14 protein-coding genes and 2 tRNA genes are annotated in these 14,314 nt (G+C 61.3%); all 16 read left to right on the forward strand.

All coding sequences use genetic code 11. The annotated features are described in order from the left end of the window. The first annotated feature begins 9 nt into the window (after positions 1 to 9). The gene (rbfA, locus tag DXC90_RS05085) at positions 10 to 420 is read left to right on the forward strand and encodes a 30S ribosome-binding factor RbfA (RefSeq protein ID WP_006234038.1); all 411 of its coding nucleotides are present in this window, start codon (positions 10 to 12) and stop codon (positions 418 to 420) included. Then, on the forward strand, positions 413 to 1,456 hold the full coding sequence (locus DXC90_RS05090; protein ID WP_117735033.1) for a bifunctional oligoribonuclease/PAP phosphatase NrnA: 1,044 nt from the start codon (positions 413 to 415) through the stop codon (positions 1,454 to 1,456). The genes rbfA and DXC90_RS05090 overlap by 8 nt, the downstream gene beginning before the upstream one ends. 15 nt (positions 1,457 to 1,471) lie before the next feature. Then, positions 1,472 to 2,404, forward strand: a complete 933-nt coding sequence (gene truB, locus DXC90_RS05095) for a tRNA pseudouridine(55) synthase TruB (protein ID WP_233502179.1) — start codon at positions 1,472 to 1,474, stop codon at positions 2,402 to 2,404. Then, entirely contained in the window at positions 2,401 to 3,408 is a 1,008-nt protein-coding gene (gene ribF, locus DXC90_RS05100; protein ID WP_233502180.1) for a riboflavin biosynthesis protein RibF, read from the forward strand. The genes truB and ribF overlap by 4 nt, the downstream gene beginning before the upstream one ends. Continuing rightward, positions 3,401 to 5,500, forward strand: coding sequence for a DNA primase (gene dnaG, locus DXC90_RS05105; protein ID WP_117735035.1), 2,100 nt, complete (start codon positions 3,401 to 3,403; stop codon positions 5,498 to 5,500). The genes ribF and dnaG overlap by 8 nt, the downstream gene beginning before the upstream one ends. Before the next feature lie 110 nt (positions 5,501 to 5,610). Further along, on the forward strand, positions 5,611 to 6,960 hold the full coding sequence (gene rpoD / locus DXC90_RS05110; RefSeq protein WP_117735036.1) for an RNA polymerase sigma factor RpoD: 1,350 nt from the start codon (positions 5,611 to 5,613) through the stop codon (positions 6,958 to 6,960). Between the two features lie 165 nt (positions 6,961 to 7,125). Beyond that, a tRNA-Asn gene (locus DXC90_RS05115) sits at positions 7,126 to 7,200 on the forward strand. A gap of 34 nt (positions 7,201 to 7,234) precedes the next feature. Then, positions 7,235 to 7,309: transfer RNA gene (locus tag DXC90_RS05120), tRNA-Asn, on the forward strand. Between the two features lie 161 nt (positions 7,310 to 7,470). Next, positions 7,471 to 7,860: an Asp23/Gls24 family envelope stress response protein gene (locus DXC90_RS05125; protein ID WP_195919456.1), complete on the forward strand. Its 390-nt coding sequence runs from the start codon at positions 7,471 to 7,473 to the stop codon at positions 7,858 to 7,860. A gap of 27 nt (positions 7,861 to 7,887) precedes the next feature. Beyond that, positions 7,888 to 9,549, forward strand: coding sequence for a DAK2 domain-containing protein (locus DXC90_RS05130; RefSeq protein ID WP_117735037.1), 1,662 nt, complete (start codon positions 7,888 to 7,890; stop codon positions 9,547 to 9,549). Between the two features lie 10 nt (positions 9,550 to 9,559). Continuing rightward, a complete protein-coding gene (locus tag DXC90_RS05135; RefSeq protein WP_117735038.1) occupies positions 9,560 to 11,737 on the forward strand; it encodes an ATP-dependent DNA helicase RecG in 2,178 nt (725 codons plus the stop codon). Then, positions 11,734 to 12,390, forward strand: a complete 657-nt coding sequence (gene rsmD, locus DXC90_RS05140; protein WP_117735039.1) for a 16S rRNA (guanine(966)-N(2))-methyltransferase RsmD — start codon at positions 11,734 to 11,736, stop codon at positions 12,388 to 12,390. The genes DXC90_RS05135 and rsmD overlap by 4 nt, the downstream gene beginning before the upstream one ends. Beyond that, positions 12,383 to 12,880 carry a pantetheine-phosphate adenylyltransferase gene (coaD, locus tag DXC90_RS05145; RefSeq protein WP_117735040.1) on the forward strand — a complete coding sequence of 166 codons (498 nt, stop codon included), beginning with the start codon at positions 12,383 to 12,385 and terminating at the stop codon, positions 12,878 to 12,880. The genes rsmD and coaD overlap by 8 nt, the downstream gene beginning before the upstream one ends. Before the next feature lie 68 nt (positions 12,881 to 12,948). Beyond that, positions 12,949 to 13,446, forward strand: coding sequence for an ATPase (locus DXC90_RS05150; RefSeq protein WP_040358176.1), 498 nt, complete (start codon positions 12,949 to 12,951; stop codon positions 13,444 to 13,446). Beyond that, positions 13,446 to 14,000 carry a DUF177 domain-containing protein gene (locus tag DXC90_RS05155; RefSeq protein WP_117735041.1) on the forward strand — a complete coding sequence of 185 codons (555 nt, stop codon included), beginning with the start codon at positions 13,446 to 13,448 and terminating at the stop codon, positions 13,998 to 14,000. Before DXC90_RS05150 ends, DXC90_RS05155 begins: the two co-directional genes overlap by 1 nt. Before the next feature lie 64 nt (positions 14,001 to 14,064). Next, positions 14,065 to 14,244, forward strand: a complete 180-nt coding sequence (gene rpmF / locus DXC90_RS05160; RefSeq protein ID WP_022094017.1) for a 50S ribosomal protein L32 — start codon at positions 14,065 to 14,067, stop codon at positions 14,242 to 14,244. Positions 14,245 to 14,314: the final 70 nt, after the last annotated feature.

Below are 14,314 nucleotides of genomic sequence, written 5' to 3' on the forward strand. Positions count from 1 at the left end.
GGTAGCGCTATGAAGCAAACGCAGGCAACCCGCCGTCTGGGCGAGCAGCTTCGCGAGAAGCTCGGTTATATCCTGCTCTTTGAGGTTTCCGATCCGCGTCTCGACCTGGTTACTTTGACCGCGGTCGAGGTCGCGGTGGACCGTTCGTTCGCGCGCGTGTACGTGTCGTGCGATGCGAGCCGCTACGATGAGGTCATGGAGGCGCTCGCAAGCGCCAAGGGCCGTATTCGCAGCCTGTTGGCTCGCTCGCTCGATTGGCGTGTTACGCCCGAGCTCGATTTTCGCATCGATCGCTCGACCGATGAGGCAGAGCGCATCACGCGTGCGCTGGAAAACGTTCCCGCCACGCTTGCGATCGAAAAGGACGAGGACGGCTACCCCATAGCGGATGCCGCCCAGGAGGCAGCTTTAGATGACTAATTCCGCCGACCTCGCCTCGTGCGAGTCTGCAGATATTCAGCGACGCATCCTCGAGCTCATCGAGGATGCGTCCTCCATTGCGATTTCGGGACACACTTCTCCCGACGGCGACGCCCTGGGCTCCGTGCTGGGTCTGGGCCTCTCGCTTATGAAGTTTTTCCCCAACAAGGACATTGCCCTGCTGCTAGCAGACGATGACCCGGTTCCGCGCATCTACCGCTTTATGGAAGGCTCCGATCGCCTGGTGCCGGCATCTGCGTACACCGGCAATCCTGACCTGTTCATCTCGGTGGACGTACCGGTCGTCGAGCGCCTCAATAATTCCGCCGAGGTGCTTCGCCGCTCCAAGCATGTGGTGTGCTTCGATCACCATCCGGCGCGCGAGGAGTTTGCCGAGCTCAGCCTGAGACGCGTCGAAGCTGCAGCCTGCGCTATGATTATCGACCGCTTCTTGGACAATTGCGGCATTGTCGCACGTGATGGCGTCGCCACCTGTCTGCTGTGTGGCCTAGTCACCGACACCGGTCGTTTTCAGTACCAAAACGCCGATGCCGCCGCATTCCATGCGGCCTCGCGTCTGGTTGCTCACGGTGCCGATCCGGCCCGTGTTGCGCTCGAGGTCTACCAGAGCATGCGCGTTGAGTTTTTGCACCTCAAGTCCATCGTTATGGGCCGCATCAAGACGGTGGCCCACGGACGCGTCGCGTATAGCTACGCGTACCAGAGTGACCTTGAGGCTTGCGGTGTCACCGCGGATGAGTGTGACGGCCTAGTTGACGTGGTGCGTTCGGTGATGGGCGTCGAGGTCTGCCTGTTCCTGAAGGGCATTGAGGGCGATACCAAGGTGCGCGGCAACCTGCGCTCCAAGGGCGACCTCAACGTATCCGAGATCGCTGCTGCTTTTGGCGGTGGCGGACATCCCGCTGCCGCCGGTTTCTCCAACAACGGAACGATTCTCGAGACGCTTACCGTGGCACTTCCCATGCTGGCCGAGCTGGTGGGGGAGGATCCCGCTTCGGTGACCGTCGAGCTTTAACTTTTTGGATGGTACATGGCTCGTCGTACACCTTCTCAACTGAATATGCTGCTTGCTGTCGATAAGCCGGTGGGCTGCACGTCCCACGATGTGGTTTCGCAATGCCGGCGCGCCCTCCATGAGCGGCGCGTCGGCCATGCCGGCACGCTCGACCCCATGGCATCGGGTGTCATGGTGGTGGGTGTAGGCCAAGCCACCCGTCTGCTGGGCATGCTCACGCTCGATACCAAAAGCTACGTCGCCGACATCTCGTTTGGTGCCGAGACCAATACCGATGATGCGGAGGGCGAGGCGGTCCGCACGGTGCCCGTTGCACCCGAGCTGCGCGATCCGGCTTATGCCCGCGAGCGCTTGGTCGCCATGTTGGGCCCGCAGATGCAGGTGCCGCCGGCTTTTTCGGCTATCTCGGTAAATGGCGTTCGCGCCTACAAGTCTGCTCGAGAGGGCAATGCGGTGGACCTACCTCCGCGCCCTGTCGAGGTCTATGCCGCCGACCTGATCGCCGTGGGCGGTGAAGGTGATACGTGTGTGTGGACCGTGGCGTTCTCGGTGAGCAAGGGCACCTATATCCGTGCGCTCGCTCGCGACTTGGGCCGCGCCTGTGAGAGCGCCGCGCACATTTCCGCGTTGCGCCGCACGGCCTCCGGTGTTGTTTCCATTGGCGCTTGTCATGCGGTCGAGGAGCTTTCTCCCGAGTCCGCGGCTGGCTTTGCCCTGGATCCCATTGCGGCCCTGGGCGCCACGCGTGTTGACTTGCCGGGCAATCTTGCCGACGACCTGCTCTGCGGCCGACGCATTCCCGTTGAGCGTGCGCTTGCCGATTTCGATTCCTCGAAGGCGCCGTTCGCGCTGGTGCTCGATGGCGGGCTCAAGGCGCTCACCCGCATTGAGAGTGGCCGCTTTGTCATGGATCACGTGTTTCCGCAGGCAATCGGCGGTGTTCGATGATGTTTTCCGCTCGCGAGCTCGCGCGTATCTTTTTCGCGGGCGAGTCGGACGAGGCTCGCATCGTTACTGCCGATGTGTTTGATGAGTGCGAGCACTTGGGTGCTGCCTCCATCGCCATCGGCGTGTTCGATGGTGTGCACCGTGGACACCAGGAGCTTATTGCGGCGCTCGTCCGTGATGCCCGTGCCCACGGCTGCAAGGCGGTCGTAGTTACCTTCGATCCCGACCCGGACGTTGTCGTGAGCCCTTCACCCGCTCAAAAATTGATGACGACGGCCGACCGTCTGCATGCCTTGGCTCAAACCGGGGTCGATGCAGTGGTGGCCGTTCCCTTTACGCCTGAGGTTGCGGCACTCGACCATGTCGGTTTTCTCGCACTGTTGTCACGCGTGGTCGACATTCGTTCGATTCGCGTTGGCAGCGACTTTAGGCTGGGTCGCGGCGGTGCTTCTGGTGTTGCCGAGATGCGCGTCTGGGGTTCCGAGCGCGGCGTTGACGTGTATGGTCACGACCTGCTTTGCGAGGGCGGTGAGGCCATTTGCGCCACCCGCATTCGTCACGAGCTGGGACAGGGCCATGTGGGGCTTGCTGCTGGGTTACTCGGCCGCCCGTATATGGTGCGTGGCGGTGTTATTCACGGCCGTCACGAGGGTTCTGGCATGGGCTTTCCCACGGCAAACCTGCAGGTTCCCAGCGGCATTCAGGTGCCTGCCGATGGCGTGTATGAGGGTCTGGTGCTGGTCGATGACACCGTGCGGCCCGCTGCTGTCAACGTCGGCCTGCCGCCAACGTATGCCGACGATGCGGCATCTGCGCATCTCGAAGCCAACTTAATTGGGTATACGGGCGACCTGTACGGCGCTTCCGTTTCGCTGGCGTTTACGCGCTGGCTGCGTCCGTCACGCGTGTTCGATTCCCTGGACGAGTTGATCGCGACCGTCGAGGGTAATATCGATGATATCCGTCATAACTTGGGTGAGCAGGGGGTGAGTATCCGTGATTAGCGATGAGGAGAAAGACCAGGTCCGCGCTGCGTCCGATCTGGTAGCCATCGTGCAGGAAACGGTTGAGCTCAAGCCCCGCGGCCATGAGTTTTGGGGCTGCTGCCCCTTTCATGGCGAAAAGACCCCGTCGTTTCACATTATCCCTGCCACGCAGGTGTGGCACTGCTTTGGATGTGGCGAGGGCGGCGACGTCTTCACCTATATCATGAAGCGCGAGAACCTGAGCTTTCCCGAGTCAATCCGTTATTTAGCCGATCGCGCGGGTATTGAGCTGCACGACACCGGAGACCGCCGCGAGCGCGGTACTAAGCGTGCCCGAATCTACGATCTGTGCGCCCAGACCGCCCAGTTCTACCACACCATGCTTATGCGCGGTAAGGACGGCCGTCCACGTGAGTACTTTGCCAGCCGCGGCATGGGTGGCGACGTCTGCCGCCGCTACTGCCTGGGCTTTGCACCGGGTCGTAACATGCTGGTGGCTCATCTGTCGCAGGCAGGCTTTACTCCGCAGGAGATGATCGACGCCAACGTGGCTGTGAGTCGCGGGCGCGGGCAGCTTGCCGACCGCTTCTACGACCGCGTGATGTTTCCCATTTTTGATGAGCAGGGGCATAACATCGCCTTTGGCGGTCGCATCATGGGAGACGGCCAACCTAAGTACCTCAACACCGCCGAGACGAGCGTGTTTCATAAAAAGCGAAACCTCTACGGCTTTAATTGGGCCAAGGAGTTTATCGTCGCGCAGGATACCGCTATCGTGGTAGAGGGCTATACCGACTGCATCGCCTGTTGGGAGGCGGGGATTAAAAACGTCGTCGCCACGCTGGGCACTGCGCTCACGGAGCATCACGTCAAGACGCTCACCCGCTTTGCCAAGCGCATCGTGTATATGTTTGACGGCGATGCCGCGGGCCAGAAGGCCGCCCGTCGCGCGATACAGTTTATCGAGCAGGATTCGATGGACCTGCGCTGCGTGGTGCTGCCCGACGGCAACGATCCCATGGAGTTCATCACGGCGCACGGCGGAAAGGAGCTGCAGGCGCGCATCGACGCCGCCGAGCCGCTCATGGACTTCGTGTACCGTTCGCTGCAGGAAGCGAGCGACATCACCACGCCGGGCGGTCGCGCCAAGGCGCTGGAAGATGCGCTGACGCTTATCTATCCGCTGCGCGATAGCTATATGATCGACACGTACTTTATCCAGATTGCCGATCTGCTGGGTTTGGATTTGGAGACGGTGCGCGCGAGTTCGGGTCGCGTGTTTCGCGATGTCGCCAAGCGCGAAGATGCGGAACGACGTCGTGAGCAGAATTATGAACGCCAGCGGGCGCAAGCCGAGCGATCTGGTAGCGCGGGCGGTCGGTCGTCTGGTTTGCAGGGGACATCTCGTGGTGCTTGGGCGTCGGGCGCGACGCCGCCAGTAGCGGCGCCGGTCGAGGAAGAGCCGTACGACTATGTCCCGCTCGATGCTTACGGTGCCGCTCCTGTGGAGGTCGTCGACGACCTGCCGCCGATCGACGTGCCTGATGGTATGGGCACTGCGCCCGCCGGTGCTCCGGTAGACGCCTCGTTCCCTATGGTTTTGACCGATCTAGAGCGCAAGTCCTTGGCAGGGGAGCGCGAGCTGCTGACCATGCTCACGAGCTACCCCGACCTGTTCCGCACGTATGCTGACCGCATCTGCTCCATCGAGTGGGTCGACCCGCGCCACGAGTCCATCGCGTGGGCCGTGCTGGCAACGCCGCCGGGTACCGATCCTGCGACCTGCATGGATGCGGCGCGCTCGGTGTGTCCCGAGGCGGCAACGCTTGTGAGTGCCGGGCGCATCTCCGCGACGAGCAAACACCCTACCGAGACGAACATCGTGTTCATGCTCGATACGCTCGAGCTCTACACCATTAAGCGCCGCATGCGTGCCGCACAGGCCAAGCTGCGCCAGGATCGATCGCTCGATGATGAGGCCCGCCGCGCGCTGACCGTGCAGGCCGCGCAGGATTCGCAGCGTCAACGCGAGCTGCAAAAGTCTATCGGCGGCGTGGCGGACCCGTTCCGTTTGATCGGTTTGGAGACCGCGGGCACCGAACAGGCCTAGATGTTGTGGTCAACCAGCGTATTCTCGCCTATATCCAGTTCTCTTTTTGGGTATAGACGTCTATGTGTGTGCTAAAGTATTGAGTCCTGTGGACTATGAAGGGAGAATCTGTGCCAAAAAAGACTGAGAGCACGGGTACTGGGCTGGAATCCTGCGTTGCAAAGCTCATGGGCAACGGCTCAAACAGGACTTCGGTAACCGAGGACGAGATTCAGGTCGCCCTGAAGGATATCGATGTTTCTGACGAGCAGCTCACCGCGGTGTATTCCGCGCTGCGCAACAGCGGCATTCAGATTATCTCCGCGAGCGGTAGCGACGACGCCCCCATGGACGTCGACGATGACGATAACGATACCGATACCGACGATTTCGACGACGACGACGAGCACGATTCCGGCTCGCTCGACGATCATGAGCTCAAGATGGCCCGTCAGGCCGACGCCGAGATGGGTTCTTCCAAGAGCAAGAAGAAGCGCACCGTGCGCACGTCCCGCTCACGCTCCCGCGTGCGTGGCATCGATGCCTCCACGGTGATGCTGACCGGCGATCCGGTTCGTATGTACCTCAAGGAGATCGGCAAGGTCGACCTGCTGACCGCCTCCGAAGAGGTCGATCTGGCCATGAAGATCGAGGCCGGTCTCGAGGCCACCGAGAAGCTCGAGGCTGCCGAGGCGGGCGAGCTCGAGCTCACGCGTGCCGAGATGCGTCGTCTTACGCGCATTGAGAACGTGGGCCTCGAAGCCAAGCAGGCACTCATCAGCGCAAACCTGCGTCTGGTCGTCTCCATTGCCAAGCGCTATGTCGGTCGCGGTATGTTGTTCCTGGACCTGATCCAGGAGGGCAACCTCGGTCTGATCCGCGCCGTCGAGAAGTTCGACTACCAGAAGGGTTTTAAGTTCTCCACGTACGCTACGTGGTGGATCCGTCAGGCCATCACGCGCGCTATCGCCGACCAAGCCCGTACCATCCGTATTCCCGTGCACATGGTCGAGACCATCAACAAGCTTGTCCGCGTGCAGCGTCAACTTCTCCAGGACCTGGGTCGCGACCCGACCCCCGAGGAGATCGGTGCCGAGATGGACATGAGTGCCGACCGCGTCCGCGAGATCCAGAAGATTTCGCAGGAGCCCGTGTCGCTCGAGACTCCCATCGGCGAGGAAGAGGATTCCCAGCTGGGCGACTTCATCGAGGACTCCCAGGCCATCGTTCCGCCAGATGCGGCCAGCTTCTCCATGCTGCAGGAGCAGCTCACCCAGGTGCTCGATTCGCTTGCCGATCGTGAGCGCAAGGTTATCGAGCTGCGCTTTGGCCTTGTCGACGGACATCCTCGCACGCTCGAGGAAGTCGGCCGCGAGTTTGGTGTCACGCGCGAGCGTATCCGCCAGATCGAGTCCAAGACCCTGGCCAAGCTCCGCCACCCGAGCCGTTCAAGCAAGCTCAAGGACTACATTGAGTCTTAGTAGTCACGGCGTTTCCGTTTCGGCAGTTAGGGACGTTCCTTTTTTGCCGGCACTTTGGGACACTCCTTGCCGCAACGGTTGGGTCGGAAAATTTCTTAAAAAAGTTCTTGCCCTGAGCTGATTCGTCCGTATAATAAACTTCGTTGCTTGAGAGCACGCACCTATTCCTCGGTAGCTCAATGGTAGAGCACGCGGCTGTTAACCGCGCTGTTGTAGGTTCGAGTCCTACCCGGGGAGCCAGAATTTTTCAGCCCATTCCGCTGGGCTTTTAAATTCCTCGGTAGCTCAATGGTAGAGCACGCGGCTGTTAACCGCGCTGTTGTAGGTTCGAGTCCTACCCGGGGAGCCAGGTTGTAAAACCCGTCGCTTATGCGGCGGGTTTTTTCATACCGCGATCGCCTGGCGCGAACGTTACCATATCAACATTTCGTGTCGAGGATGTAATCCCGCGACCCACCACCTCAACATGGCGCGCTCGTTGTAGAATATTGCAATGATTGCTCCCACGAGATGGTGCCGCGAGCACCAGATAAGGAGATTCTTGTGTCTGAGACCATTAACGGCAGCCTGAGCGTCTCGAACGACGTTATTGCCGATATTGCCGGTTATGCCGCGATGACGTGCTATGGCGTTGTCGGTATGGCCGAGCAGCTCCAGGGCGCCGAGAGCGTGCGCCTGCTTGCCGGTCAGCGCCTCCGCAAGGGCGTGCTTGTCTCCGCCGACGAGAACGGCCTCACGGTCGACCTTCACGTCGTGCTCGAGAACGGCGTCAACATGAAGTCCGTCTGCCACAATCTTTCGAGCTCCGTTGCCTTCACTCTGCAGGAGGTCGCCCAGATCGATCCCGCCAGCCTTAAGATCGGCATTCACATCGACGCGCTCAAGAGCCGTCTGAACTAGCATCCGAAAACGGAGATTCAAATACCCATGATTGCAAAGACCATTCGCACCTGTTTTCCGATCGCTGCGGCTGCTGTTTCCGACAAGGCCGAGGAGATCAACAAGCTCAACGTCTTCCCCGTACCCGACGGCGACACCGGTACCAACATGTCGCTCACACTCGCCTCGGTGACCAAGGAGCTTTCCGCCCTTCCTGCTGACGCCGACATGGAGGCCATCGCCGGCGCCATCACTCACGGCTCCCTGATGGGTGCCCGTGGCAACTCCGGCGTCATCACCTCGCAGATTCTGCGTGGTGTGGCCGAGGGCCTTGTCTCTGCCGATGAGCCCATCACGTCCGCCAACATCGCCTATGCCTTCCGCCGAGCCGTCAAGGTTGCCTTCCAGGCAGTGCGTAAGCCCATCGAGGGTACGATCCTCACGGTCCTGCGCGATGTCTCGACCAAGGCAGACGAGTGCGAGAAGAAGAAGTTCTCGGCCGAGGAAGCGCTCGACGCCATCGTCGTCGAGGCCTATCAGTCCGTCGCCCGTACGCCCGACCTGCTGCCTGTTCTGAAGGAGAACGGCGTGGTCGACTCCGGCGCCTTTGGATTTGCCATCTTCCTTGAGAACTTTGTTGCCGCCGCGCTTGGTCGCAGCACCGTTGTCGAGGATTTCTCCACCATGTTTGACTCCGCTGGCTCTGCCCGCGACGCCGCCCTCGACCGCGTTGAGATCGAGGCCAACGACGACTGGGAGGGCTCGGAATTCCGCTACTGCAACGAGTTCCTCTTTAAGGCCGACGCTCCCTTTGACGAGGACGAATGCCTTAAGTTCCTGGGCTCCATGGGCGACTGCGAGCTGCTCGTGGGTGCTTACCCCGATTACAAGATTCACGTGCACTCCAACACCCCCAACCTGGTGCTCGAGCACATGCTGCAGCTTGGTCAGATCTATGAGGTCTTTATCCACAACATGGAGATGGAGGCCCACGACCGTACCGCCAAGATCCATGAGGACCAGGAGAAGGCCGCCGAGCCCGCCAAGGCGCTGGGCTTTGTCGCTGTTGCCGCCGGTTCCGGCGAGGCCGATATCCTCAAGTCCCTCGGCGTCGACGTGATCGTGTCGGGTGGTCAGACTATGAACCCCTCGACTGCAGACCTGCTGGGCGCCGTCGACCAGGTCAACGCGACCTCGGTCATCATCCTGCCCAATAACGGTAACATCCGCATGGCCGCCGAGGCTGCCGCTTCTGCATGCACCGACAAGAAGGTTGCCGTCGTTCCCACCAAGACCGTTCCGCAGGCCTTCTCCGCGCTGTTCGCGGTCCTGCCCGATTCCGAGCTCGAGGACGCCGTCGCCGCTATGGTCGACGCCATCAGCGAGGTCCGCGATGGCGAGGTCACCCGCGCTGTGCGCGACTCCAGCGCCTCCGACGGCTCGCCGATTCACTCCGGTGACGTCATGGGTATCATTGCCGGTTCCATTGACGTGGTCGGCTCCGATGTGAAGCAGGTCACGCTCGATTGCATCAACCGCATGCAGGAGGAAGAGGAGGGTGACGCGCTGACGATTCTGGCCGGCGAGGAGCTGTCCGATGAAGCCTTCCAGGAGATCGTCGACGCCATTGAGGGGGCTCAGCCCGATCTGGAGATTGACGCCCATCGTGGCGAGCAGCCGCTCTATCCCGTGATCTTCTCGATCGAGTAGGCAACTGCCCATGTCCGAGCTGTGCTCCGTGCCGCGCGTCTCGGAGCGCTTTGCCCAGAGCAATGCGCTCGACGAGGATATCGCGCGACTCAAATATGTTTCGGGTAAACGTGAGGAGGCCCTTCGCCGTCTGGGAATTCGGACGGTGGGGGACCTCCTTCTCCATATCCCTCATCGATACCTCGACTTTACCCGCTCGTGGTCCATCGAGATGGCGCCCATCGGTATCGTGTGCACCATCATCGCCACGGTTGACCGTATCGTCCAAAAGCAGCCGCGTCCGCGCATGCAGGTGACCGAGGTCTCGCTCGTTGACGAGACGGGCGTGCTGCAGGTCGCCTTTTTCCGCCAGCCCTGGATTGCCCAGCAGCTTAAGCAGGGCGACCGCCTGGCCGTGATGGGCAAGGTCGAGTTTGCCTATGGTTTTAAGCAGATGGCCTCTCCGCATTTCGAAAAGCTCGAGGACGGGCGTGCCGCGGGCACGATCCTGCCGGTCCATTATGTGAGCGATGGGGTGAGCCAGGCATGGATGCGCCGCATTGTAAGCGGCGCGCTCGAGGTTGTCGGCAATCCCTTTGATCCCATTCCGGCACCGCTGCGCGCAAAGCGGAAGCTCATGAGCAATGCCCGTGCTTTGTACTCGATCCACTTTCCCTCGAGCATGGCTGAGCGCGATATCGCGCGCGCACGGCTTGCCTACGAGGAGTGCCTCTACCTGCAGCTGGCGCTGCGCCTGCGCAACGACGGCGGCCTGGTCGATGTGGTGCCCTATGCCCATACCGCGGGCGATCACCTGGCCGCGCTCAAGCAGGCCTTGCCGTTTTCGCTGAGCGACGAGCAGGAAGCCGCGTTCCAGGATATCCTGCGCGATATGTGCGATGGCGGGCGCGTGATGAACCGCCTGCTGCTGGGTGATGTCGGTACCGGTAAGACAGCCGTCGCCGCCTGCGCACTGGCTGTCGCGGCCGATTCGGGCACCCAGGCCTGCGTTATGGCGCCCACGGGCGTGCTGGCGCGCCAATATGCCGATAAGACTGGCCCTCTGCTCTCGCAGGCCGGCATATCCTGGGCGCTCCTGACGGGCGCCACGCCGACCGCAGAGCGCGAGCGCATCCATGCACAGCTGGAATCGGGCGAGCTTGACGTGCTCTTTGGCACCCACGCGGTGCTTTCGGATGACGTTGCGTTCAAGCACCTGTCGCTCGTGGTCATCGATGAGCAGCACCGGTTTGGCGTCGGCCAACGCAACGCCCTGCGCGCGAAGGGCCCCGGTGCCGATCTGCTCGTAATGACGGCAACGCCCATCCCGCGTACGCTGGCGCTTTCGGTCTACGGCGATCTGGACACGAGCATCATCCGCCATCGGCCAATCCCTGGCGCTGGCGTGACGACGCGTGTTCTCACCGAGTCGAGCCGTGACCTCGCCTATGGAGCCATCCGCGAGGCGCATGAAAAGGGTCAGCAGGCCTACGTGATTTGCCCGCTCGTGGAGCCGAGTGACTCGGCCGATGAGCTGGAAGACGTGCCCGGTATTGCCCGCGACGATGAGGGCCGCGTGACGGTCCCCGTGCCGCTGCACGATACGGCAACCGAGCTCGACCGACTGCGTCTTGCGTTGCCGGGGCTTACCGTCGAGCGCCTTCACGGCCGCATGCTAGCGGGGGAGAAGGATCGGGTCATCGATGCCTTCAAGCGTGGCGAGATCGACGTGCTCGTCTCGACTACGGTGGTCGAGGTAGGCGTCGACGTGCCCAATGCCACCGTCATGGTCATCGAGAACGGCGAGCGCTTTGGTTTGGCTGCCCTGCACCAGCTGCGCGGTCGCGTGGGCCGTGGCAGCGTGTCGGGCACGTGCCTGGTCATGACGCACTCCAAGGGCAACGGCGGCGCGTCGGCAGCACAAGATCGCCTACAATCGCTCGAGAAGACCTCGGATGGCTTTACGCTCGCCCAGATGGACCTGCGTCTGCGCCACGAGGGCGAGATCCTGGGATACCGCCAACATGGCGGTGTGACCCTGCGCTTTGTCGACCTGGATGCCGACGAGGAGCTGATTGAGTGGGCCCATTTGGACGCGGTCGAGCTCTTGCGGTATGCTTGCACCCTTGACTCCGTGGCGACGCGCCCCCTGCGCGATGCGGTCGCCATGCGATATCGACACATTTTTAAGGAGGTCAGCGGAGGATGAGAATCATCGGCGGCGAATGGCGCGGTCGTAAGATCGAGGAGCCCCGTGGTCGCGATGTCACCCGCCCCACGACTGATCGCGTACGCGAGGCGTGCGCATCTATGGTCATGTCGGCATTCGACTTCGATTTGGACGAGGTCCGTGTGCTGGACGCCTTTGGCGGCTCCGGTGCCTTAGGGTTAGAGATGCTCTCTCGTGGGGCCCGCTCGCTCACGACGTTTGAGATCGATCGCAACGCCGCGCGGCTCATTACCAAGAATATCGAGTCGCTCTGCTGTGACCGTGCGCGTTGGCGCGTGGTAGCGGGCGACATGCTGGCGAGTGCCTCGCGCGGTCGTGTGCCGGGCGGCCCCTTTGATCTGGTCCTGCTCGACCCACCATATGCTTTTGGTGCCGAGCCGGTCGAGGAGCTGCTGCAGAACCTGGCTCAGCAGGGTCTGCTTGCATCTGGCGCTTATGCCCTGTTTGAGCATGCCGCTGCCGATGCGGGCGCGCATCCGGCAGGTTTTGAGACCGTGCGTGAGAAGCGTTATGGCATCACCTCGGTCGATCTGCTTCGTTGGGTCGGCGATGACGATGGTGAGGGTGATAACGCCGGCACCGATGCTGACAACAACGATGCCACGACGTTTCAGGAGGACGCCCATGAGTGACACCATTAACCGCGTCATCGTTCCGGGCACCTTCGACCCCATTACGTTTGGCCATATCGATGTAATCCGCCGCGCCCGCCGCATCTTTCCCAGCGTGATCGTCGCTGTTGCCGAGTCGCAGGGTAAAAACGGTGTGGGCACGACGTTTATGCTCGATGAGCGCGTGGCGCTGGCCCGCGAGGCCCTCGGTGATTTGGACGGCGTTGAGGTACTGCCCTTCACCGGCCTCTTGGTCGACTTTGCACGTGAGCAGGGGGCGGGGGCCGTGGTCAAGGGCCTGCGCGCCATGACCGACTTTGAGTACGAGCTGCAGCAGGCAGATCTCAACTATCGCTTGGATAACGAGCTGGAGTCCATCTTTGTCATGAGTGCGCCGCAGTACGGCTACATCTCGAGCTCGGTCGTTCGCCAGATCGCCTCACTCGGCAGCGATGTATCGACGTTTGTCCCGCCCAACGTGGTCGAAGCGCTCAGACTTCGCTTTTCGTGACGTTTCTTATTGCCTGGTGGCATGTGGTAAACTAGCACGATGATATGTTACCTATGAAAGGAGACCGGATGCCGGGCGAGAATTTTCCTGGCGATAGGATCGTCAGCTTGGTCGATGAGCTCGAAGGGCTGATCGAGGAAGCCAAGCCGCCTTTCGGCAAGAACGCTCAGTTCAAGGTCATCGACGCCGACGTGTTCTTCAACATCCTCGACGAGATCCGCATGAGCTATCCCGAGGAGTGGCAGAAGTCCCGCCGTATCCTTAAGGAGCGCGAGGAGCTTATGGCTTCCGCTGCCGCTCAGGCCGATTCCATCATCGCCGACGCTCAGCAGCAGGCCCTTACCATTGCCGGTGAGCAGGAGATCGTCCGCTTAGCGCAGCAGCAGGCCGACGACATCCGTGATCGTGCCCAGCAGTACGAGCGCGAGACGCGTTATGCTGCCGAGGACTACGCAGAGCAGGTCTTTACGCACCTGGAGGAGAACCTCAAGAGCCTGACCGGCACCGTTACTCGTTGCCGTCAGCAGCTTAACGAGGGTGCCGCCCAACAGAATGGTCAGTGGTAATGGCTGAGTTCCCGAGCGTTACCGTCGATCTATCTGAGCAGCTCGAGTTTCCTGGAGATTCGTATCCGCTGACCGGTAAGGTCGATGTCGCCACCTACACGGTGGGCGAGAAGGAGTACCAGCTACAGGACGGCATCGACTACGACGTTGTCTTTACCAACGCCGGTACCGGTGTCTTGCTCACGGGTATGGTCCGCGCGCACGCCACCGGCGAGTGCGACCGTTGCCTGGAGCCCGCTTCGTTTGATATCGCCGGCGAGATCGAGGAGTTCTACCTCTTTGAGGAGCCCGAGGACCCCGAGGCCTACGAGGACGGCTACGAGCTCCTGGGTGAGGACCGCATCGTCGATCTGGGTGAGCCCATCAATGACGCGGTCGTCATGGACACGCCGTTTGTGGTGCTCTGCAAGCCCGATTGCCACGGTCTGTGCTCCACTTGCGGTTGCAATCTCAACGTCGAGCAATGCGATTGCGCCGCCCAGGCGGAGGCCGAATGGGCCGCTGCCACGGAAAATCCATTTGCAGCATTGAAGAATCTCAAGCTTGACGAGTAAAACTGTGGTAGTATCGCTACTTGCGCGTAATCGCCACACTGGATAGTTCATAAGGAAGGTCACTATGCCCGTACCTAAACAAAAGCAGGGTCGTATCCGCACTCACACCCGTCGTTCCGCCAACATGAAGATCTCGGCTGCGGCTCAGTCCACGTGCCCCCGTTGCGGCGCTGTCAAGCTCCCGCACCACGTGTGCCCCAGCTGCGGTTTCTACAAGGACCGCGAGGTTATCGTTACCGAGTAACGGTATACTCTGGATGCGATGCCGTTCCAAATGGAACCACAATGGCCGGCTCAATGAGTCGGCCATTTTT

Source organism: Collinsella sp. TF09-1AT (assembly GCF_003436895.1).
In the GTDB taxonomy this organism is placed as follows: Bacteria; Actinomycetota; Coriobacteriia; order Coriobacteriales; family Coriobacteriaceae; genus Collinsella.

Excerpts from the sequence above, each read along its gene's own strand:
- rbfA (WP_006234038.1), top strand. The coding sequence starts at position 10 with ATGAAGCAAACGCAGGCAACCCGCCGTCTGGGCGAGCAGCTTCGCGAG.
- DXC90_RS05090 (WP_117735033.1), top strand. The coding sequence starts at position 413 with ATGACTAATTCCGCCGACCTCGCCTCGTGCGAGTCTGCAGATATTCAG.
- truB (WP_233502179.1), top strand. The coding sequence starts at position 1,472 with ATGGCTCGTCGTACACCTTCTCAACTGAATATGCTGCTTGCTGTCGAT.
- ribF (WP_233502180.1), top strand. The coding sequence starts at position 2,401 with ATGATGTTTTCCGCTCGCGAGCTCGCGCGTATCTTTTTCGCGGGCGAG.
- DXC90_RS05125 (WP_195919456.1), top strand. The coding sequence starts at position 7,471 with ATGGTGCCGCGAGCACCAGATAAGGAGATTCTTGTGTCTGAGACCATT.
- DXC90_RS05130 (WP_117735037.1), top strand. The coding sequence starts at position 7,888 with ATGATTGCAAAGACCATTCGCACCTGTTTTCCGATCGCTGCGGCTGCT.
- DXC90_RS05135 (WP_117735038.1), top strand. The coding sequence starts at position 9,560 with ATGTCCGAGCTGTGCTCCGTGCCGCGCGTCTCGGAGCGCTTTGCCCAG.
- rsmD (WP_117735039.1), top strand. The coding sequence starts at position 11,734 with ATGAGAATCATCGGCGGCGAATGGCGCGGTCGTAAGATCGAGGAGCCC.
- coaD (WP_117735040.1), top strand. The coding sequence starts at position 12,383 with ATGAGTGACACCATTAACCGCGTCATCGTTCCGGGCACCTTCGACCCC.
- DXC90_RS05150 (WP_040358176.1), top strand. The coding sequence starts at position 12,949 with ATGCCGGGCGAGAATTTTCCTGGCGATAGGATCGTCAGCTTGGTCGAT.
- DXC90_RS05155 (WP_117735041.1), top strand. The coding sequence starts at position 13,446 with ATGGCTGAGTTCCCGAGCGTTACCGTCGATCTATCTGAGCAGCTCGAG.
- rpmF (WP_022094017.1), top strand. The coding sequence starts at position 14,065 with ATGCCCGTACCTAAACAAAAGCAGGGTCGTATCCGCACTCACACCCGT.